Genomic DNA, 19,962 nt, shown 5'->3' on the forward strand with positions numbered 1-19,962 from the left:
TCAATCCGGGTACGGGAACCCCGCCGTCGCCGCTGACGAGATCACCCCGGTGGGAAGGGTCGCGTCGACGGATACCAGTTTGTCCAGTGCTCGGTAGTGGTCGAGCGCCGGTGCCATGGCGGCTCGGTAGGTCCGCAGCCCAAGGGCGACGCGTGCGGGACTGTCATCGTGGCGCTGGAACAACTCCCCGCGGCAGTTGTCGCAGGTGTCTGAGCGCGCCGGGGGCGCGAACCGGAGGTGCCAGACCTTGCCGCAGGCGCGACAGAGACGCCGGCCGGAGAGGCGGCGCAGGACCTCGGCGTCGGACAGAGTCAGGTCGACCGCCCGGTCGATGGGTGTGCCCCGTCCAGCGAGCATGACGTCGATCGCCGTTGCCCGGGCCGCGTGGTCGGGAGGCCCCTCGAGGACGAAGCCGGTGGCGTCGAGCCGGGTGAGGTGGTCGTGAGCCATGGACGCGAGCAACTGTTCGGGCAGGGGTTCGCCCACGTTCATGTGGTGCCGCGCCCGCACGGAGAGCGGAGTGCCCGCCCGGACGGCGACCTTGATGATGTCGCTCCAGGTGATCGCGGGGACGCTCCGACGTGCGGCGATGAAGCTGGCGATGGCCTTCCGTTCGCTGCCGGGTGGTCCGAAGATGACAAGGCGCATCGACCCAGCCTATGCACTCCGCGCTCGACGCGCGCCGGTGTCAGGGCGTCGCGCCGCGGTATCCATAACCGCCGCTTATCTGGCCCCAGGAAAGCACCGTCTACTCCGGACAGCTCGCCGCTGACATCGTGACGGCATGGCCACCGACAGCATCGAGACCCCCACCCGTACCCCCGTCTCGGTCCTGCCCGGTCTGGCCGTCGTCGCCTGCGGGGTGACCCTCGCGGTCATCGCGAACAAGCTGCTGCCGGCGGTCAGCGCGCTCACCGTCGCCGTCCTGCTCGGCGCGGTCGCGGCCAACGCGCACCTGCTGCGGCCGTCGTTCGCGCCGGGCCTGAAGCTCGCCAGCCGGCGGCTGCTGCGGATCGGGGTCGCGCTCCTCGGGCTGAAGCTGGTGTTCGGCGAGGTGCTCGCCCTCGGGCCCGGGGTGCTGGCCCTCGTCGTCGTCGCCGTGGGCGTCACGTTCGTCGGCACCCGGTGGCTGGGCCGGCTGCTCGGGGTCGGCGAGGGGTTGTCCCTGCTGGTGGCCACCGGCTTCTCCATCTGCGGGGCCTCGGCGGTCGTCGCGATGAACGGGGTCCGCGAGCAGGACGAGGAGGACGTCGCCAAGGCGCTCGGCCTCGTCACCCTGTGCGGGACGATCGCGATGTTCACGCTGCCGGCCCTGTTCCACCCGACCGGACTGTCGGCGGCCGGGTACGGCATCTGGGCCGGCGGCAGCGTGCACGAGGTCGCCCAGGTCGTCGCGGCGGCCGCCCCGGTGAGCGGTGCGCTCGCCGTGGCGGTGGCCGTGAAGCTCACCCGGGTGGTGCTGCTGGCCCCGATGCTCGCGGTGGTCAGCGTGGCCGAACGCCGCCGGCACGCCGCGGCCCCGGTCGGCGAACGGCCCCCGGTGGTGCCGCTGTTCGTCGTCGGCTTCCTGCTGATGGCGGTGCTGCGCAGCGTGCACGTGCTGCCGGCCCCCGTGCTCGACGCGGCGACGTTCGTGGACGGCCTGCTGCTCGCGGCCGGGATGTTCGCCCTGGGCACGGCGGTGCGGCTGCGGTCGTTGCTGCGGTCCGGTCTGCCGGTGCTCGCCCTGGGTCTGTTGTCCTCCGCCCTGATCGCCGGCCTGGTGCTGGCCGGGGCGACCCTGCTCACCTGAGTCCGGGGCGGACGCGGACCACCGCCCGACGCGCCACCAACCCGCGGCCCACCACCAGCCCGGGTCCACCACCGGCCCGGCCCGCAACCCCGGCCCGGCCCGCAACCCCGGCCTGGGCGGCTGTCCGGACGTGCCCGATCCGGCGCATACCGGGCCGTGCCACCCGCCCAGCCTCTCGTCTCAGCGAAGGAGTCCCGTGATCTCGTCACAGCGAAGGAGTTCCGCCATGCCGACCCATCTGCTCTCCCCAGTGGCGGCCCGCCTGGTCGCGGACATCCGCGCGGCCCTGCGGGGCGACCCCGGCGCGATTCCGGTCCCGAGGGAGCCGCACGAGGCGGCCCCGGCCCGGATCACCCGCGCCCTGGCCGGCTACCTGTTCGACGACACCCTCCTCGGCCCCGAACACCGGGTGCCCGACCCGGATCCGACGTCCTACCGCCAGCACGTCCTGCACGTCGAGGACGACGGCAGCTTCTCCCTCGTCGCGCTCGTCTGGCTGCCGGGCCAGGCCACCTGCGTGCACGACCACGTGTCGTGGTGCGTGGTGGGCACGTACCTCGGCGAGGAGGAGGAGACCAGCTACCGCGTCGTGCGGGGCCATCTGGTGCCGGTCCGCACCACGCGCACCCCGCGCGGCGCCGCGTCGTTCCTCGTTCCGCCGGGGGACATCCACACGGTGCGTAACGCCTCGGACGGACTCGCCATCTCGCTGCACGTGTACGGCGCGGACATCGCAGTCCTCGGCACCAGCGTCCGCCGCCGCTACGACCTGCCCATTCGTCCCGCGTGAGTTCCGGCTGTCCGCCCGGTCGGCCGCGCGGCGAATAGCCGGGATTGGCAAATGGCGCAAAGGCCGTCACCTCGGTACGTCACACCCCGTTGACCCGGGTGCGTGACGCGAGGAGGACTGAATGGCAGTGCGCTGGGAGACCGTGTTCGTCCAGAACTACGGTCGGCTCGTCCGGGCGGCCTATGTGGTCGATGCCGGGCAGGACGGCCGGTCCCGCCGGTGGTGGCGGGCGCACCGGCTGGTGCGCCGGGCGCTGCCGTTGCGGTCGGGACGGAAGGTGGCCGACGACCTCGACGCCGGGTACCGCACGCTGCTCGCCCGGGTGCTGACCCGTTCGCTGGGCCGGCGTCTCCCGTGGCCGGGGCCGTTGCGGCGCGGCGCGGTGTCCGTCCCCGACGGCGGGCCGGGGCACGAGGCGCTCGACCGGGCGCTGGCGGCCGTCGCGCCGCCGGTCCGCGCGGCGTACCTGCTGCTGCTCGGCGAGGGCATGAACCGCAAGAGCGCGACCGGGGCGTTGCAGCTGGTGGGGGTCGCCGACCCGTACGCCGCCGTGAACCGTGCGCTGAAGGTCCGCGACGAGCTCGACGCCGACCACGGGCTCGACCCGGAGCGGCAGGCCGAGCTGCTCGACGAGCCGGCGATGAACCCGGCGGCCGCCGAGGTCCGGGCCCCGGCGCCCGCGATGCTGCGCACCGCCCGGGTCGGCCGGGGCGCGCTCGCCACGGCCGCCGGGGTGTCGGCCCTGATCGGGGTCGCGACCCTGGCCACCGGCGCGTGGAGCGGCCCGGAGCCGCAGAAGGTCGAGCCCGTGCGGCCGGTCACGGACACGGAGTGGCGCAACAATCCCAATCCGGTACTGGCCGCCTGGCCGTCGAGGGGCGACGCCCGCACCGACACGAAGCTGACCAGCGCGGCCGTCACCGCGTGGCGGACCGGCAAGAGGCTCGTCATCGGGCGCGGCGCGGAGGGCTCCCCGCCGGTGGGCGTGCCGCAGCTGTTGTTCGCCGGGCACGTCGACGGCAAGCCGGTCGTGGTGTTGGCGGACCGGTCGCGGCTGGCCCGGTACACGGAAAAGGGTCTTGAACTGTCGCCGATGCCGGTCCTCGGCACCGCCGGGGCGAGCGGCATCCGGCTCGCCGGCACCCGCTACCTGCTCGCCCCGTGGGTGGCGAAGGCCCAGGTGTCCACCCTGGGCGGCGCGTGGCAGGACCTGGCGGCCGTCGACGGGGTCACCGACCCGGTCCGCCCGGTGCCCGGGTCCTGCTACACGGGGCCACTGCTGCGGCTGACCACGAAGGACGTCGCGGCCCCGAGCCCGCTGACCCTGGCGGACCTCGGCCAGATCAGCCTCGCGCACATCACGGTCGGCGACCCGCACGCCGCGCGGTACCTGGACTCGCAGGGCGCGTGGGACCGCCTCGGCTGCCAGGTCACCGAATGGGCCGGCTCGGCCGTGGTGGCCGTGCACGCGTGGGAGTTCGCGGCCGGCCCGCTGCCCGGCAAGGCCGGCACCGGCACGTGGGTGTGCCTGCGCGGCGATCTCGTCGGCGGCGACAACCTGGTCCGCGCCGTCCTGCTCGGACCGGGCGGCACCGCGACCCCGGTGGCGCACGGCACCCGGATGTGCAGCGCCCGGGGCGGCCCGGTTGCGGCGACCGCGTGGTGGAAGGCCCCTGCGGGCTCGTGGTACCTGCTGGCTGCCGGCTCGCCCGGCATCGACCGGATCGACGCCGCGGCGGGCGTCCTCAAGGGCTCGGGCAAGAGCTTCGTGACCCTCGGCCCGGTGCCGAACCAGACCCCGACCATGACCGTGAAGGCACGCGACGCGGCCGGCACGGACGTCCCGGTGCTAGGCGTGATCGGAGGATGACCATGACATCGATGCGGTGGGCGGTGGCCCCGGAGGACATTCCGAAGCCCCGGCGCGGGGTGGAACTGTGGGCCGTCATCTCGCGCAAGCTCCCGGCCGGGCGGCGCAACGACCAACCGGTCCGCTACACCAGGACCCGGACCCGCAACGGGGCCCGGCACCGCTACTAGGCCGGGCCGGATCGCGGCCGGCGGGGCGGCCGCGATCCGGCGACGCGACATCGCCCGCCCGGGCGCGGGGCGGGCCCGGTGATGCGGGGTCGATCCGGCCCGGGATCGGCCCGCCGGTGCCCGGGCACTACTCGGCCAGGATGCCGTAGAGCTTGCGGCGGGCCTCGTTGAGGATCTCCAGCGCCCGCTGCCGCTGCTCCTCGGTGCCGACCTGCCCCACCTGGCCCAGGGCCTGCATGATGCCCATCGCCGCGGTGCGCAGCTCGTGCGCGTTGCTCCCGGCCTCCTCCGCGAACTGGGTCCACGGCGCGGCGTCGGCCTTGCCCGCCGCCTCGCGGCCGGCGTCGGTGAGGGTGAACCGCTTGCGGCCCTCGGACTCCTCGCCCGTGATCAGGCCCTCGTCCTCCAGGAGCTGGAGGGTGGGGTAGACCGAGCCGGGGCTGGGCCGCCACGCGCCGCCGGTGCGCTGGTCGAGCTCGGAGATCATCTCGTAGCCGTGCATGGGGCGCTCGAGGAGCAGCCCGATGATGGCGGCCCGGACGTCGCCGCGCCGCGCGCCGCGCCCCCGGGAGTGCGGCCCGCGCATCCCGCCGCCGCGTCCGCCGCCGAAGCCGCCGCGCCCGCCGAAGGGGCCGAAGGCGTACAGCCGGTCGTGGCCGGGGTGCTCGCCACGGTGGCCGTGGTCGTGCCGGTGTTCGGGGCCATGCTCGCGGCCGGCCCGCTCGAAGTGTCGTCGCATCTGTCGCTACCTCTTCGTTCGTCATCCGACAGCCCGTGTGGCTATCGCGATAGTGAAACGATATATCGGAACCGCTCGCGAGGCAACGTTATTGACGTCATGGATTTGCTTCACACGCATAGGGTTCGACGTCGTACGGTTCATAGGGGTACGACCAGGCGTCGGGAGGTCGATGTGCGGCAGATCGTGCGAAGGGCGGCCAGGGCTGTCCTGTACGACGATGAGGGTAGGTTGCTGCTCATTCGACGGACAAAGGCCAACAGGCCGGTATATTTCACCACGCCCGGGGGTGGGATCGAGCCGGGCGACTCCTCGCCGGTCGACGCGCTGCGCCGGGAACTGCGGGAGGAGCTCGGGGCCACGGCCGACCGGTACCAGCAGGTGCTGGTCAACACGTTCCCGTACGGGGAGGGCGTGGTCGTGCAGTACTTCTTCGTGTGCCGGCTCGTCGCCCTGGACATGTCGGCCCGGCACGGCCCGGAGTTCGACGACCCGTCGCGGGGCCGGTACGACCTGGCGAGGGTCACTCCGCCCGCCGGCCTGACGGGGCTGCGGCTGCGGCCCGAGGGCCTGACGGACTTTCTCACGAACAACCACGAGGCGCTGATGCTCGCGGTGGACCTGGCCCCACCGGACCTGGTCCTGGCGGAGCATCCCCCGGCCGCCGCAGGGGAGCAGCCCCCGGGCCCGGAGCAGCCGCGCGCGGAAGGCGCGGCACAGGCTCCAGGCCCGGAGGGAACGGCTCAGGTCGCCGGGTAACGCGAGTAGTCGGCGAAGTTGCCGTACAGCCGCTCGGCCGCCGGCCCCACCGTCACCGCGTGCACGAGCAGCTCGCCGCCGACGAACGCCCCCTTCCAGGACGCCCCCCGCCCGCCGAACGGCTCCGCGCGGTCCCCCCGGGACCGCGGCTTGTTGATTCCCACCTTGAACGCCTGCACGTCCATCGCGAGCTTCTCGGCCAGTTCCTCGTCGTCGCACGCGAGGCTGGCCACGAGGGACCCGTTGGACGCGTTCATGGCGGCGAGCAGCTCGTCCTTGGTGTCGACCACGATGATGGTGTCGACCGGCCCGAACGGTTCGGCGTGCGCGAGCCGGGACCGGCCGGGCGGCGCGAGCAGGGCCACGGGCGCGACGTAGGCGGAGGTGTCCTGGCCGGGCAGGAAGTGGTCGCCGAGGGTCCCGCGGTGCAGCGGCACGGCCCCGCCCCGCAGCGCCTCGTCCACCTTCCGCCGCAGCTCGTCGGCCTTCGCCGCGCTGATCAGCGGCCCGAAGTCCAGCTCCGGCAGCACGCCGTCGGCACTCGCGAGGGGATGCCCGAGCCGGATCGAGGACACCACGGGCAGGTACATCGCGAGGAACTTGTCCACGAGTTCGCGCTGCACGACGTAGCGGGGGTACGCGGTGCACCGCTGCTTGCCGTACTCGAAACCCTTGCGCAGGTGCCCGGCGAGCAGGTCCCACTGGGAGAAGTCCCAGATGCCCCACGCGTTGAGGCCCTCCTGCTCGATGAAGTGCGGCTTGTCGGAGTCCAGGAGCGCCGCAGCCACCTTGCCGCCGTTGGACCGGCCGCCGACGAAGGCGACGGCGCCGATCTCGGGCGCGCGGACCAGTACCTCGGAAAGCTCCTCACCGCCGCCCGACAGCAGCGTGACGGGCAGCCCGGCCCGGCGCATCAGGGCGTGCGCGACGGTGAGGCACACGGCCCCGCCCTGGGTGGGGGTCTTGGCGATCACGGCGTTGCCGGCGAGCAGTTGGACGAGCTCGGCGTGCACGAGCACGCTCATCGGGTAGTTCCAGGAGGCGATGTTCGACACCGGGCCGGGCAACGGCTCACGGCCGTGCACCATGGGCCCGATCTCGTCGAGATACCACCGGACGCCGTCGAGGGCCCGGTCCACGTCCGCGCAGGCCAGCCGCCACGGCTTGCCGATCTCCCAGCACAGCAGCAACGCGAGCAGGTCCCGCTCGGCCTGCAACGCCTCGACCGCGGCGGTGACCCGCGCGTGCCGCTCGGCGAGGGGGACGCGCGCCCAGGTCCGGTGCTCGGCGGCGGAGAAGGCCAGGGCCCGGCCGGCGGTCGCGGCGTCCAGGCGCGGCAGCCAGCCGATCAGGGTGCCGTCGACGGGGGTGTGCAGCGCGGCGGGCGTCCCGACATCGGACCACACACCCTCGACCAGGTTGAGCAGCCGGTCGTCGGAGAACGCCTCGGGGGTCGCGGCGACGGCACGGGCGTGCACGTCGGCCCAGGCCGCGCCGGATACAACACTCAACGCCATGACGGCTCCTTCACGGGCAGTGGGAAGAAGCGGCGGCGGCGTTGGCGTCGCTGTGGTGGGCTTCACCCTGCCGTGCGCACGGGCCGTGCGCAATAGCGTGTGACATGCGTCAAACCCAAATCAAGATCATGATTTTGTTACGGAGGTTCCTCCTCCGGCGCGCGTCGGCCCTCGGCCTCGGACGGCCCGGCCACCGGTCCAGGAGAGGTCGCTGACCCGGCTCGGAGGGGGCGACCACGGCCCCGGCAGCGGTGGTCGGGGGATCCGGCTGACCCAGGCTGGCACCTTGGTGCCAGGCACCTTGAGGCCAGCCCGCAGCTAGTGACAGCCCCACGGGGTGTCCGGCAGGCTTATCCACATCGGAAGCGCCAGCCCGAACCGGGTTGGAATACCGATAAGCCAATTAATCAGTCCATTACGCACACAGGTGGAGTCTGTCCATGTCCAGGATCGTCGCACTGTTCCGCCCCGCCGCGAGGTCCCTGGCCCCGACCGCCATGGGACGACGCACCGTGCTGGCCCTCGCCAGCCTCACGTCGGCCCTGGCGCTGGCCGCCTGCGGCTCTCCGAGCACCGATCAGGCGACGGAGCCCACCACCACGCACAGCGCTCCGACCACCGGCGCGGTACAGCCCAGCCGGTCCGCCGCACCGTCGGCGACGCGGTCCGCCGCACCCTCCGCGACCCGGGCCGCCGGAGCCGCCGCGACACCGGGTGCCGCCGCCTGTCCGGTGCGGGCGGAGGACCTGGTCTCGGCGTTGAAGACCGGTTCGGGGGACCTCTACACCCGGGCCGGCAGGCCGGCGGCGGTGGAGGCGGTCGTCTGCGTCGGCGACTTCTCCGTGGCCCGCACGGTCTCAGACGGCACCACCCAACCCTCCCGGGTGCTGTTCCACCACGTCGACGGGACGTGGCGCCCGATCAGCCTCGGTTCCGCGCACTACTGCACGGCGGAAGTACCCGCCGACATCGCAGCGCAGCTACCCGGCTGCGCCTGACCTCCCTCCCGCCTCCTTCGTCATCTCTTCCTCATCCATCTCTCATCCATCCCTCACCACACAGAAGGACACCTCTCCCATGAACACGTACGTTCGCCGTGCCCTCGCGGGCCTCGTCGCCGCCACCGCCCTGACCGGTAGCCTGCTCGCCGCCGTCACTCCGGCCCACGCCTCGTTCACCTCCAGCCTCGGCGGCTCGATCAGCCGCTCCGAGGTGATCGAACGCGCCCAGTACTGGGTCGACCACCAGCCCGGCGACTACAACCAGGGCGCGAGCTCACCCGGCCCGACCGGGGACCGCAACTACCGTCGCGACTGCTCCGGATTCGTCGACATGGCCTGGCACCTCAACTCCGACCCCAACACCCAGGGCCTGCCCGGCGTCTCCACCGAGATCGCCCGCACCGACCTACAGGCCGGCGACATCCTCGACAGCTACTACGACCACGTGATCCTGTTCAACGCCTGGGAGGCCGACCACGTCCACTACTCCTACTACGCCTTCGGCGCGACCCCGGTGCACTTCGTGCCCCGAGCCTCCATCAACGACGCCCAGATCGACGGCCACCCCAACGGCGACTACAAGGCGTACCGGTACCGGAACATCACCGGCAGCCAGACCGCAGCCTCGGCGTCGCCGATGTTCGCCGACCTGGACGGCGACGGCCGGGCCGAGATGATCGTCGCCTCCCCCAACGGGAACGTGACCGCCTACCGCAACGTCAGCACCAGCGGGCTGTGGGCGGCGGGCTTCTACACGGGCAGCGACTACATGGTCGTCGCCGGGGTCGGCAGCAACTACGACAAGCTGCGCTTCGCCGACCTGGACAAGGACGGCCGCGCTGAGATGATCATCGCTCAGGCCGACGGCTCCGTGGTCGCCTACCGCAACATCAACACGAGTGGGCTGTGGGCTGCGGGCTTCTTCACAGGCGTCGACTACATGACGGTCGCCGGCGTGGGGAGCAACTATGACAAGGTGCGGTTCGCCGACCTGGACAAGGACGGCCGCGCTGAGATGATCATCGCTCAGGCCGACGGCTCCGTGGTCGCCTACCGCAACATCAACACGACCGGCCTGTGGGCTGCGGGCTTCTTCACCGGCGTCGACTACATGAACGTCGCCGGGGTCGGCAGCAACTACGACAAGGTGCGCTTCGCCGACCTGGACAAGGACGGCCGCGCTGAGATGATCATCGCCCAGGCCGACGGTTCCCTGATCGCGTACCGCAACATCAACACCACTGGCCTGTGGGCTGCGGGCTTCTTCACCGGCGTCGACTACATGAACGTCGCCGGGGTGGGCAGCAACTACGACCGGGTGCGGTTCGCTGACCTGGACAAGGACGGCCGCGCCGAGATGATCATCGCGGCGGCCGACGGCAACGTGACCGCGTACCGCAACATCAACACCACCGGCCTGTGGGCTGCGGGCTTCTACACCGGCGCCGACTACATGGTGGTCGCCACGGGCGTGCACTAACACCCGGCAGCCAGCCGGTATCGGGTGACACGTCACGCACAGCGAACGAACGGGGCGCGGACCACACGGTCCGCGCCCCGACCGTGTACCGGCCGGAACACCCGGCAGTGCCCGGAACCCATGGCCGGCCGCGCTGAGCTGGCCGTGCTGAACCGGCCGCGCCGGGCAGCGGTTACCGGGCGGGTCACCCGGCCCGAAGGGCGAGCCGCGACAACTGGTCGGCGGCCCGGGTGGTCTCGGGCAGCCGGTACCTCGGCGTCAGAGCGAGAGTCAGCTCCGTCGCGCTGTCCAGGTCGAACCGGTGCCCCACGGACACGAACACCGGCTTGACCCCCGCCCTCGTCCGCAGCACCCGGCCGATCACCTCACCGCCGTCCGTGAGCGGCGACCAGTCGCCCCGTTGGTCCCCGGGCTCCTCGTACTCCCCGATGAACAAGGTCTTGGCCACCCCGATCGTCGGCAGCCCGGTCTCCAGCCCGACGTGGCACGCGAGCCCGAACCGCTCCGGATGCGCGAGCCCCTGCCCGTCACACACCAGCACGTCCGGGGTGACGGTCAGCTGGGCGAGCGCCTCGAGCAGCGTCGGCAACTCCCGGAACGCGAACAGCCCCGGCACGTAGGGGAACGTCGCCAGCCCGGTGGCGGTGGCCTGCTGAACGGGCAGCAGGTTGCCGGCGTCGAGCACCACGACAGCGGCGGCGACCCGGTCGGACCCGTCGGCGTAGGCGACGTCGAGTCCCGCGACCGTCCGGGGGTTGGTCGGGCCGGGGGAGACCTCGACCTGATGTCGCAGCGCGCGCTGGAGGGCGACGGCCTCCTCGGCCGTCGTGGGGAGCGCGGGCACTACAGCGCGCCGGCCTTGAGCGCGACGGTGAACGTGACCCAGTCGGTGGTGGAGAAGATGAGCACCGGCCCGCCCTGGTCCTTGCTGTCCCGCACCCCGGTCACCTGGGGAAGCAGCGCGACCTCGACGCACGCCGCGTCATTGCCGCTACGGTTACTTTTCCGCCACGGTGCCCCGTTCAGGTGTGTGGTCACGCAGATCCCTACTCGCCGCTTCGATCAGCGCGGCTGACGCCTCGGGGTCGAGGGCAGCCCGGTCGATGTCATCGTACGTCGACAGGATCTTGTTGACCTTCGGGGATTCCACGTAGAGGCAGCCGGCCAGGTTCTCGAAATATCCGAACGGGAGGAAGGGCTCGCCGAGGTGGAGGAGTGTGAAGCCGCCGCCCAGGGCGCGATGCATCTCCGTGTCACGGGGCAGGACGCGAATGGAGACACCGGGCCGGTCTCCCAGGACGAGGAGATGACGGAGCTGGTCGGCCATAGTGGCCGGACCGCCGATGGGCCTGAGCAGGATCGACTCATCCAGGATCACGGAGATCTCGGGGTGGTGCAGTTGGTCGAGGAGTTCCTGCCGTTTCGCGCGAAGTTGGATGCCCCGCTCGCGCTGTTCGGCGTCGAATGACGGATCCTCGTCGAACAACGCCTGCATGTAGCCGCGCGACTGAACGAGGCCCGGCACGTAGCCGAGGGTGAAGATCTGGATGCGCGTGGCCCGCGACTCCAGCCACACCAGGTCGAGAAACTGTCCCGGCAGCACGTCGCCGTATTCGTCCCACCAGCCGCGCTTCCAGGCATCCTTCGCCAGCTGGATCAGACCGGCCCGGTGTGCCGCGTCGTGCACGCCGTAGAGGCTGAGCAGTGCGTCGACGTCGGGCCAGTTGATCGGGACGTGCGCGTTCTCGTAGCGGCTGACCGTGCCGCCGCTCTTGTTGATGTGTTCGGCGACCGCGTCCAACGTGAACCCGGCAGCCTCCCGGAGTTCCCTCAGTTGCTTGCCGAGCATGAGACTCCGGAGCGTGCCGGTTTCATTAGCCACCAGCTTATCCTATGCGAAATGTCGTGTTAGGCAAGTCGACAGCATATGGAAATCAACATTACATGCAATCTTGCATGGATGGGTCATCGGGCGTAACGTCCCTGACGCACCGGTCACCGGATGGGGACTGACGGTCACTGTCGTGGGGTCCGGTGCGCCAGCAGGGCGCTCCCGGCCCGTCGAATTCCCGCCCTCTCCCCAGCGCGGCGGACGTCGAGTAGGCAGGCCGGGAGTGCCCCCACCCACAGTGGCCGATGGCCCTCCGCGCGCACCTCGGGCGGGCCGCGGCCGCCCACCCAGGGAGGTCACCATGCAGCACACGCCAGCGCACGCGGTCGGGATCAGGACCGACGAGGACGCCCGGGCGGTCGCGGCCGCCCACACCGAGGACGACGACGGCTACTGCGTGGCCTGCCGGGAGTCCGGCGTCCGGGTGCACGTGCCGTGCTTCGCGCGGATCGAGGCCGCCCGCCACCTCGACCGGCTGGGTGTCCTGCCGTGCTGAAGGTGCTGCCGTGCACGGCCCCGGAGTGCGCTGACCGCCGGCTATCGCTCGCGAGGTTCACCGCGCGTGAGGTGGAGAACTTCACGCCCCTCGCCAAGGCCCGGGTCAAACCGGTCCCGTGCGCCAGCTTCCCGGGCTTCTTCCACACGATGCGCCGGGTCGGGACCACGAGCACCGGGTACTGAGGCGTCAGTACCCGGAAAGTCGCTCAGCTGATCGTGACCTTGGCTCCGGTGGAGGACATCGTCTCGTGCAGGGTCAGGTACGCCAGGCCTGCGCCCTTCGGGATGTCGAACGCCAGTGTCCCGCTCGACTCCACGCCAGGGTTGACGCTGTCCAGGCCGAAGGTCACGTGGCCGGGGTTGAGGTACAGGGAGGCGCCGGAGTCCGTGCCGTACTTGGTGCCGTCCTGGCCGAACGCGCTCTGACTGAACTCCTGGAACTGGCCCTGCTTCTGTCCGACGTTCTTCACGCTCAGACTGACCAGGCAGAACTGGCCCTGCGCCTTGCGGGTGAGTACGTCGCGCCTGATCTCCGGCACCCCGCATTCCACCTTGCTCACGGTGAACTCGAACAGCCCGTCGCGGACCGGGGTGTTCAGGCCGACCACGGGCGCGGACGGCGAGGGGGCGGCGGTCTGAGGGGCCTCCCACGGGAACCATGAGCGGGTGGCTTCCGGTGTGGGGCGGGAGCTTCCCCGCGCCTCCGGATGCGTCCCGTCCCGGAGGATCTGGAAGCCGACGACGCAGCCCACGCAGATCAGCAGCAGTATCGCGCCGGCCGCGCCGAGGGCGATGAACAGCGTCTTGTTGCTCTTGGCTGGCGGCCGGGGGTAGCCCGGTGCCGGAGCGCCGCCCGCCGCGTGGTGCGCGCCCCACAGCGGAGCCCCGGCAGTCGTCTGGGACCCACCCCAGGTCGCAGACCCGTCCACGGCCGGAACCGGGCCTGTCGGCTGCGACCCGCCCCACGCCGGAACCGAGGCAGCCGTCTCGGGACCGCTCCATGCCGGAGGTCCGCTCGCCGTGAGCGGTTCGCTGAAAGCCGCAGAGCCACTCGCCGTGAGCGGTCCGCTGGGCGTCGGAGAACCGTCCGGGGTCGGGGGCCCGCCCAGGATCGGCGGCGAGTCCGGGGCGGCCCACGGACTCGCGGGGGACGGCGACGAACCCTCAGGGGCTGCCCCGTGACTCTCCGACGGGGTCGGCTCGGGACCGGGCTCACTGGGCGCTGACATGACGTCCCTTCGGTGGATCTTGGCGTGGCGCCCAGAGAGGCTACCCCTGATCAAGGCCGCCGTCAGGCCCGCTCGGGAGGGAATGTGACCCGACCGACCCACGAAAACCAGACCGCGGATCCGACCGGATGGTCTGTGCGCGGTGGACCCGAGTTCTGTACAGACTTCGCGCCACTTTTGGCGTACCCTGGGTGTATGACGATTCTGCCGTTCACTGACGTCCGCAACCGGCTGTCGGAGTTGATCGACGAAGTGGGTCGCACGCACGAGCGCGTGACGATCACCCGGCATGGCCAAGACGTCGCGGTCCTGCTGTCCCCGGCCGATCTGGAAGCGCTCGAGGAGACTCTCGAGGTGCTCTCCAGCCCGGAAGCCATGCGTCAGCTCGCGGAGTCGCGCGAAGCGATCGAGGCTGGCGACGTGCTCGACGCTGAGGAACTTGCGGCGTTGATGGCCAAGCGCGCCAAGAAGGTCGCGTGACCCACCAGGGCCAGGGCGGTTACCAGCTGCGGGTCGCTGGCCCGGCCGCGCGTGCGCTCGCGGGTCGGCTTCCGGAGAAGGTGGCGGCGGCGGTCTACGAGTTCATCACGACGACGCTACTCGACAACCCCCGCAGGGTCGGAAAGCCGTTGGCGCTCCCGCCATACCAGGGCACGTGGTCCGCACGGCGAGGTAGCTACCGGGTCCTTTACGAGATCGATGACCAGGCCCGAACCGTGACCGTGACCGTGATCGAGCACCGAGGTGACGTCTACCGGTCGCGCGGCTAGCACCACGGGGGCCGACGCTGTCGGGTCGGGCCCCGCCGTAACCGTCTGAAAGGTCTTTAAGAGGCCCAGATGGTGCGCACGTGGTTGATGTGCACCGTCATGATCTTCTCGGACGCCTCGGTGTCGCCCTTCGCGAGGGCGTCCAGGAGCGTGTGGTGCTCGCGGGCCGAGTCGACCAGGCCGCCGCGCTCGTGCAGCTCGGCGAGGCCGTAGAGCCGGGAGCGGGTGCGCAGCTCGTTGACGACGCTGACCAGGTGCTGGTTGCCGGCGAGGGCGAGCAGGCCCAGGTGGAAGCGCAGGTCGGCGTCGATGTAGGCGATCAGGTCGCCGCGCTCGGCCGCCGCGACGATCTCGTCGGCGATCGGACGCAGGGCGGTGAGGGCTGGCTGGCTGGCCTGCTCGATGACCCGGCGCATCATGGGGACCTCGATCAGGGCCCGGATCTCCAGGAACTCGTCGAGGTCGCGGTCCGACAGGGCGGTGACCCGGAAGCCCCGGTTGCGGACGACCTCGAACATGCCCTCCTTGACCAGGTCGAGGAGAGCCTCGCGGACCGGCGTGACCGAGACGCCGAACGTGCTGGCGAGGGTGGCGGCCGAGTAGACCACCGCCGGGCGCAGCTCGCCGGAGATCAGGGCGGCCCGCAGCGCGGCCGTGACCTCCTCGCGGAGGGTGCGCCGGGCTGCGGACGGCAGCCGGAGCGTGGGGAGGTCGTGTTCACTCACCACAGGAGTACTCCGTTCGCCAAGGTGACCAGACGTTACCACCTAGAACCAACGACCCCGTTGTCGTCAAGGTCCCATTCTATGTAGTACGTCATATGCTAGGTCACCGGCCGAACGGCTACCAGGCCGCCCACGATCATGAGATGGTTCGGAACACCTCCACGACCTGGCCGACGATCGCCGCCTCGGTGCGCTCGAACTCCGGTCCGGTCACCAGCGTGTCGTCGTCGGGCAGACCGGTCAAGACCGGTGTGTGCAGGTGACCGCCCGGGATGGCACTGCCCAGGGCGACCCGCAGCCGGTTGCTCCGGTAGGCGACCTCATTGGACAGGTACCCGCCACCGCCGCCCTGCACCGCGCGCGACCCCTGCGTCGGACCATTCTCCCGGTACACCGGGGACGTGCCCCCGGCCGGGATCTCCACGACGACATTGTTGACCCTGACCGGGTACGGGCCGGCCGCCGTCACCATCGCGGCCGTCGGCAGCGTGCCCGGGATGAACTCGGCCCCCGGCCCCATGCCCGGCGCGACCACCGGTGAGCTGTAGGTGCCCCCGGACAGGGCGCCCTCGTTGTCCGGGAACGGGTCGGCCGACCGGGCCCGGCCGTTGAAGCCCTCCAGGGTGAACTCGCCCGGGTAGCCCTGGCTGACGCTGGAGATCAGGGCCGCCTGCGCGATCCGGGGGCCGAAGGCGCGCTCGACGATGTCGGCGTCGAAGTCGGCGTAGCGGACCGGCAGCACCACGGCCCGCACCTCCGCCTGGCCGCCGCCGCGCAGGGTGATCCGCCGGCCGTTGAGCGCCAGGGCCGCCGCGCCCGACGGGTTCGCGGTGCGGGGGTCGTGGTCCAGGCCGAACGGGTCGAAGCCGCTGACGAAGATCTTCGGGATCCCGGTACTGGAGAAGGCGTTGTCGACGAGGCCCCTGCTGGCGTCCTCGAACGCGCTGACCGTACCGGCGGTCGCGTGGAACTGTCGGAGCTGGCGGGCCATGGTGAGCCGGGTCCAGTACAGCGGGCGGTCGTCCAGGGCGGCCAGCGGGGCAGGGTCGGTGGTGGGGCGGCGGCCCTGGGAGCGGTTCACCGCCGCCGACCAGAGCGCCGTGCCCCAGTCGGTGACCAGGGCGGTCAGCTCGGCGGGGCTTCTCGTGCCGCACAGGGCCGCCGGGAACCGGTCGCCGAAGCTGGTCAGCCCGGCCCGCCGGATGATCTCGGCGGGCTGCGGGCCCAGGCGGGACTGCTCGGTGGTCGGGGCCACGGAGGTGTCCAGGCAGGACGGGGCGGCGGCGGTGGCGGGGACCGGGGCGGCGAGGAGGGCGACGGCCGTGACGGCGCCGAGCAGGATGCGCATGGGTAATACATTACACACCACTTAGGAGGGTGGGGTGTGAGCCCGGAACGCTTGCGGGGAAGTCGTCGAGCGCCGGGGGTGGCGGTCGACAACTTCCCCGAGGGGTGTCGCGTCCCCGAAGGGGGTGGGGGCGCGACCGTGGGGCCGGGACCGCCGTGGGAGGCGGCCCCGGACCCTCGTCCTACTGGATGGCCCACTTCTGGCCGGTGGCACCGGAGCATGTCGCCAGCTCCAGCTTCGTGCTGTTCGCGGTCCCGTTGCCCACCGTGCCCAGGCAATTGCCGCCCAGCCCGGTCACGGACCCGTCGCTCTGCTGCGCCCACTGCTGCCCGGCCGCGCCGGAGCAGGTCTGGATCGCGACCACCGCCGCCGAACCGTCCAGGCAGACGCCGTTCTTGCCGGTCAGCGTGCCGTTGGCGTTGAACGACCACTGCTGGTGCAGGGCGCCGTTGCAGGAGTACAACGTCGGCTGCGAGCCCGGCGTCGTCGTGCCGTAGGGGATGTCCACGCACTTCGAGGACGCCTGGTGCACGAGGGCCCCGGAGGTCGCCGGCGCGGTCCCCGCGGTGCCGGTCGCGGACAGCTCCGCCACCGACGTCCACGGGCCCCGGTTGCCGGCCTCGGTGAGGGCCCGGAACCGGATGTACCGGCCGGTCTTCGCCGCGAAGCTCACGGTTTTCTCCGTGGCGTCGTCCGCGAAGGTGCCCGTGGCCACGGCCGTGCCCCAGCTGCTCGTGGAGTTGGACACGTAGACCTCATACTGGCCGGGCCTGCCGTTGGCGCCGCCGTCCTGGCGGGGGAGCACCTTCAGCGAGTCCACGTTGTACGTGCCGCCCAGGTCCACCTGGATCTCGTGCGGGAGCGTCCCGCCCGACCAGGCGGTGTGCCACATGGTGGCGGTGTTCCCGTCGAAGGCGTTGGTGGCCGCGTCGTTCTCGGCCGCCGTCTCCTGGCTGTCGGCGGACACCAGCGACCAGGCCGTCTTCGGGATCGGCTGCGAACCGGTCGGCGGGGTGGTGGTCGCCGGCAGCGTGGCCCCGGTCAGCGTGACCGAGAACGCGCCGGACTGCGAGCCGACCTTGGTCCACAGCACCTTGCCGTCGAAGAACCAACCCGTCGCGGCGCTGTCGTACGCCGCCTTGGAGGCCTGCTGGGTCAGGGTGGTCGAGCCCAGCTTCACCGTGGTCGGCGCGCCGCCCAGGTGGGTGCTGAACTCGTAGCCGCGTGCGGACGGCTTGCCGGTGTAGGAACCGACCGACGCGCCGACGTTGACCGTGATGTCACCGGTGCCGGTGGCCGGCGCCGTCATCGTGACGGCCTGGGTGGCCGACGAGCCGGTCTGGTAGGCGCGGGTGATGCCGTCGTCCTCGTAGAGGGTGAAGTTCGAGGTGCCGCGCGGGTAGAGGTCGTAGGTGAGGGTGTCCACCGGCTTCTCGCCGGTGTAGTTCATCTGCGGCCACATCGGCACGATGGCGCCGCCCTTGACGAACAGCGGCAGCGTGTCCAGGGGCGCGCTGTAACCGTTGAGCGTGGCCGGGCCCTGGTAGACGGTCCCGGTCCAGTAATCGGTCCAGGTGCCGGCCGGCAGGTAGATGCCGTCGCGGGTGCTGGTGTTGGTGACGACCGGGGCGACGAGGAAGGAGTCGCCGGACAGGAACTCGCCGGACGTCTGGTTGCCGCGCGCGACCGGGTCGTTGGGGTAGTCGAGGACCATGGCCCGGACGGCCGGGGTGCCGGTGGCGGTGGCGTTGGCGCTCATCGTGTACATGTACGGCATCAGCCGCATCTTCAGCTGCAGGTACTTGCGGTTGATGCTCAGCGTCGGCTCGGCCCACCGCCACGGCTGCTTGTCGTTGTAGCCGGTCGACGGGTTCGTCGGGCCCCAGCCGGACATGGTCATGAACGCCGGGGTGAACGCCTTCCACTGCAGGTCACGCGCGTAGGTCGCGGGCGAGCCCTCGAAGATGCCGTCGACGTCGCCGGACGCGTAGTTCAGCGCCGACAGGCCGGCCCCGGCGATGGCCGGCACGTGCCAGCGCATGTTCGCCCAGTTGCCCTCGGTGTCGCCGGTCCAGACGATCGCGTTGCGCTGGGTGCCGGCCCAGCCGTCCACGGTCCACACGTAGCGGCGGGCGTCGGAGTTGGACTCGATCCCGCTGACGGCCTGGTTCACGCCGTCGAACGCCGTCTTGTAGCCGCCGCCGATCCACGCCACGTCGGTCTTGACGCCGCGCGAGCCGGCCGCGATCTCACCGGGCATGCCGGTGAGGCCGGTGGACGTCCACAGGCCGGTCTTGAAGCCCTTCGCGGCCAGCCCGGAGACGGACTGCGACAGATTGGTGTAGCCGCAGCCGTAGCCGTCGTTCGGGAGGAACCAGCCCGAGGGCATGTCCTTGGCCCGCGCGTCGTTGGCGTACGCGACGACGTCCGGGGTGGTCTGGTGGCCGAGGCGGTCGTGGGCGCCCTGGTAGGACGGGTTGGAGGCGTTGAAACAGTCGGCGTTGCCCAGCTCGAAGCCCCACAGCGGGGCCAGGAACGGCTTGCCGGTGACGTCGGTGTAGGCGTTCAGGACGCCCTTGAGGTCGCCCGGGCCGTTGCCCGCGAAGTAGTACGCGTCGAACCGGTTCTCGTCGTGGGTGAACGACGAGGGGCCCGTGAACGCGTAGGAGCCGGGCTTCCAGGTGTTGCGCAGGACGCCGTACCCGTTGGTGGACATGTAGAACGGCGCCGGGGAGGCGTTGTTGTTCTCGTTCCACTGGTTGTCGACCTTGATGGGTACCGTCTTGCCGCGCAGTGCCCAGTCGCCGAGCCGCAGCCCGGTGCCGTAGTACTGCTCGTCGGTGCCCTGGCTCAGGGTCTGGGTGGTCTGGGTCCCGGTCCAGCTCAGCGCGGCCGACTCCGACCACAGCAGCGTCGTGTTGTCCGCCTTGTAGGCGGAGAACTTCAGCGGCGACTTGTTCACCCGGACGGTGACCGAGCTGGTGGTGACCTTGTAGTACGTGCCGGCGTCGGTGAAGGCCGGTGCCGTGTAGCCGAAGTCCGTCTTGATGGTGATGTCGGTGCCGGCCGGGTCGTCGTACGTCCCGGTCGGGGCGAGCTGCACCCGGAAGATGTCGGCGCGGGCGAAGACCACTCTGGCCTTCGCCGCGCCGGACGTCGTGATGTTGTAGGTGTTGCCGGACTGGCTGAACCCGGTCACGTCCCCGGCCGTGGCGGCGGCGGCGGGGGAGATCGGACACACGCTGAGCGCGGTGCCGACCAGGAGGGCTCCGAGTAGCAGGCGGAGTCTACGAGGAGGTGAAGTCATGGCGTCATTGGACGAACGCTTGAGCATTCATGTCAATACTTGACTGGAAACGAGCAACTGCGTGCATCAATGCGCG

General features: G+C 71.3%; 21 protein-coding genes. 11 read left to right on the plus strand and 10 right to left on the minus strand.

Features of this window, described 5'->3' with window-relative positions; all coding sequences use genetic code 11:
* On the minus strand, nt 1-648 hold the full coding sequence (locus IW245_RS39275) for an adenylate kinase family protein (protein ID WP_197008113.1): 648 nt from the start codon (nt 646-648) through the stop codon (nt 1-3).
* A gap of 136 nt (nt 649-784) precedes the next feature.
* Between IW245_RS39275 and IW245_RS39280 the strand changes: the two genes are divergently transcribed.
* From IW245_RS39280 to IW245_RS39295, 4 genes are all read left to right on the plus strand, one after another.
* Nucleotides 785-1,792: a YeiH family protein gene (locus IW245_RS39280; protein WP_197008114.1), complete on the plus strand. Its 1,008-nt coding sequence runs from the start codon at nt 785-787 to the stop codon at nt 1,790-1,792.
* Between the two features lie 226 nt (nt 1,793-2,018).
* The gene (locus tag IW245_RS39285) at nt 2,019-2,582 is read left to right on the plus strand and encodes a cysteine dioxygenase family protein (RefSeq protein WP_197008115.1); all 564 of its coding nucleotides are present in this window, start codon (nt 2,019-2,021) and stop codon (nt 2,580-2,582) included.
* 121 nt (nt 2,583-2,703) lie between these two features.
* On the plus strand, nt 2,704-4,452 hold the full coding sequence (locus tag IW245_RS39290) for a hypothetical protein (protein ID WP_197008116.1): 1,749 nt from the start codon (nt 2,704-2,706) through the stop codon (nt 4,450-4,452).
* Nucleotides 4,449-4,622, plus strand: coding sequence for a hypothetical protein (locus tag IW245_RS39295; RefSeq protein WP_197008117.1), 174 nt, complete (start codon nt 4,449-4,451; stop codon nt 4,620-4,622). Before IW245_RS39290 ends, IW245_RS39295 begins: the two co-directional genes overlap by 4 nt.
* Nucleotides 4,623-4,749: 127 nt before the next feature.
* Here the strand turns inward: IW245_RS39295 and IW245_RS39300 are convergent, their stop codons facing one another.
* On the minus strand, nt 4,750-5,361 hold the full coding sequence (locus IW245_RS39300; RefSeq protein WP_197008118.1) for a PadR family transcriptional regulator: 612 nt from the start codon (nt 5,359-5,361) through the stop codon (nt 4,750-4,752).
* A gap of 99 nt (nt 5,362-5,460) precedes the next feature.
* Here IW245_RS39300 and IW245_RS39305 point away from each other — a divergent pair, with 99 nt between their 5' ends.
* The gene (locus IW245_RS39305; protein WP_267920031.1) at nt 5,461-6,120 is read left to right on the plus strand and encodes an NUDIX domain-containing protein; all 660 of its coding nucleotides are present in this window, start codon (nt 5,461-5,463) and stop codon (nt 6,118-6,120) included.
* Here the strand turns inward: IW245_RS39305 and IW245_RS39310 are convergent.
* Entirely contained in the window at nt 6,105-7,637 is a 1,533-nt protein-coding gene (locus IW245_RS39310; RefSeq protein ID WP_197008120.1) for an aldehyde dehydrogenase family protein, read from the minus strand. The genes IW245_RS39305 and IW245_RS39310 overlap by 16 nt on opposite strands.
* A 440-nt stretch (nt 7,638-8,077) precedes the next feature.
* On the opposite strand from IW245_RS39310, the gene IW245_RS39315 reads away from it, so the two are divergent.
* Both IW245_RS39315 and IW245_RS39320 read left to right on the plus strand, forming a co-directional pair.
* Nucleotides 8,078-8,635, plus strand: a complete 558-nt coding sequence (locus IW245_RS39315; RefSeq protein WP_197008121.1) for a hypothetical protein — start codon at nt 8,078-8,080, stop codon at nt 8,633-8,635.
* A gap of 79 nt (nt 8,636-8,714) precedes the next feature.
* Entirely contained in the window at nt 8,715-10,118 is a 1,404-nt protein-coding gene (locus IW245_RS39320) for an FG-GAP repeat domain-containing protein (RefSeq protein ID WP_197008122.1), read from the plus strand.
* 184 nt (nt 10,119-10,302) lie between these two features.
* Here IW245_RS39320 and nfi read toward each other — a convergent pair whose 3' ends face one another.
* The 3 genes from nfi to IW245_RS39335 are packed head-to-tail and all read right to left on the minus strand — an operon-like array spanning nt 10,303 to nt 12,000.
* Nucleotides 10,303-10,962 carry a deoxyribonuclease V gene (gene nfi / locus IW245_RS39325; RefSeq protein WP_197008123.1) on the minus strand — a complete coding sequence of 220 codons (660 nt, stop codon included), beginning with the start codon at nt 10,960-10,962 and terminating at the stop codon, nt 10,303-10,305.
* Nucleotides 10,962-11,156, minus strand: coding sequence for a DUF397 domain-containing protein (locus IW245_RS39330; protein ID WP_233472959.1), 195 nt, complete (start codon nt 11,154-11,156; stop codon nt 10,962-10,964). Before IW245_RS39330 ends, nfi begins: the two co-directional genes overlap by 1 nt.
* Nucleotides 11,116-12,000 (minus strand): helix-turn-helix domain-containing protein, encoded by an 885-nt coding sequence (locus tag IW245_RS39335; RefSeq protein WP_197008124.1) that lies wholly within the window; start codon nt 11,998-12,000, stop codon nt 11,116-11,118. Before IW245_RS39335 ends, IW245_RS39330 begins: the two co-directional genes overlap by 41 nt.
* 310 nt (nt 12,001-12,310) lie before the next feature.
* On the opposite strand from IW245_RS39335, the gene IW245_RS39340 reads away from it, so the two are divergent.
* Together IW245_RS39340 and IW245_RS39345 are read left to right on the plus strand one after the other, a co-directional pair.
* A complete protein-coding gene (locus tag IW245_RS39340; protein ID WP_197008125.1) occupies nt 12,311-12,505 on the plus strand; it encodes a hypothetical protein in 195 nt (64 codons plus the stop codon).
* Nucleotides 12,499-12,690: a hypothetical protein gene (locus IW245_RS39345; RefSeq protein ID WP_197008126.1), complete on the plus strand. Its 192-nt coding sequence runs from the start codon at nt 12,499-12,501 to the stop codon at nt 12,688-12,690. Before IW245_RS39340 ends, IW245_RS39345 begins: the two co-directional genes overlap by 7 nt.
* A 23-nt stretch (nt 12,691-12,713) precedes the next feature.
* Here IW245_RS39345 and IW245_RS39350 read toward each other — a convergent pair whose 3' ends face one another.
* Nucleotides 12,714-13,436 (minus strand): DUF4352 domain-containing protein, encoded by a 723-nt coding sequence (locus IW245_RS39350; protein ID WP_197008127.1) that lies wholly within the window; start codon nt 13,434-13,436, stop codon nt 12,714-12,716.
* A 495-nt stretch (nt 13,437-13,931) separates the two neighbouring features.
* Between IW245_RS39350 and IW245_RS39355 the strand changes: the two genes are divergently transcribed.
* Nucleotides 13,932-14,216: a type II toxin-antitoxin system Phd/YefM family antitoxin gene (locus tag IW245_RS39355; protein ID WP_197008128.1), complete on the plus strand. Its 285-nt coding sequence runs from the start codon at nt 13,932-13,934 to the stop codon at nt 14,214-14,216.
* On the plus strand, nt 14,213-14,506 hold the full coding sequence (locus IW245_RS39360; RefSeq protein ID WP_307788950.1) for a type II toxin-antitoxin system RelE family toxin: 294 nt from the start codon (nt 14,213-14,215) through the stop codon (nt 14,504-14,506). The genes IW245_RS39355 and IW245_RS39360 overlap by 4 nt, the downstream gene beginning before the upstream one ends.
* Before the next feature lie 56 nt (nt 14,507-14,562).
* Here the strand turns inward: IW245_RS39360 and IW245_RS39365 are convergent, their stop codons facing one another.
* The 3 genes from IW245_RS39365 to IW245_RS39375 all read right to left on the minus strand — a co-directional run bounded on the left by IW245_RS39365 (nt 14,563) and on the right by IW245_RS39375 (nt 19,886).
* The gene (locus IW245_RS39365) at nt 14,563-15,231 is read right to left on the minus strand and encodes a GntR family transcriptional regulator (RefSeq protein ID WP_233472958.1); all 669 of its coding nucleotides are present in this window, start codon (nt 15,229-15,231) and stop codon (nt 14,563-14,565) included.
* A gap of 136 nt (nt 15,232-15,367) precedes the next feature.
* Nucleotides 15,368-16,579 carry a PA0049 family protein gene (locus tag IW245_RS39370; protein WP_197008130.1) on the minus strand — a complete coding sequence of 404 codons (1,212 nt, stop codon included), beginning with the start codon at nt 16,577-16,579 and terminating at the stop codon, nt 15,368-15,370.
* Nucleotides 16,580-16,760: 181 nt separating this feature from the next.
* The gene (locus IW245_RS39375; protein ID WP_197008131.1) at nt 16,761-19,886 is read right to left on the minus strand and encodes a discoidin domain-containing protein; all 3,126 of its coding nucleotides are present in this window, start codon (nt 19,884-19,886) and stop codon (nt 16,761-16,763) included.
* Nucleotides 19,887-19,962: the final 76 nt, after the last annotated feature.

Origin of the sequence: Longispora fulva (assembly GCF_015751905.1) — a bacterium.
Lineage (GTDB): Bacteria > Actinomycetota > Actinomycetes > Mycobacteriales > Micromonosporaceae > Longispora > Longispora fulva.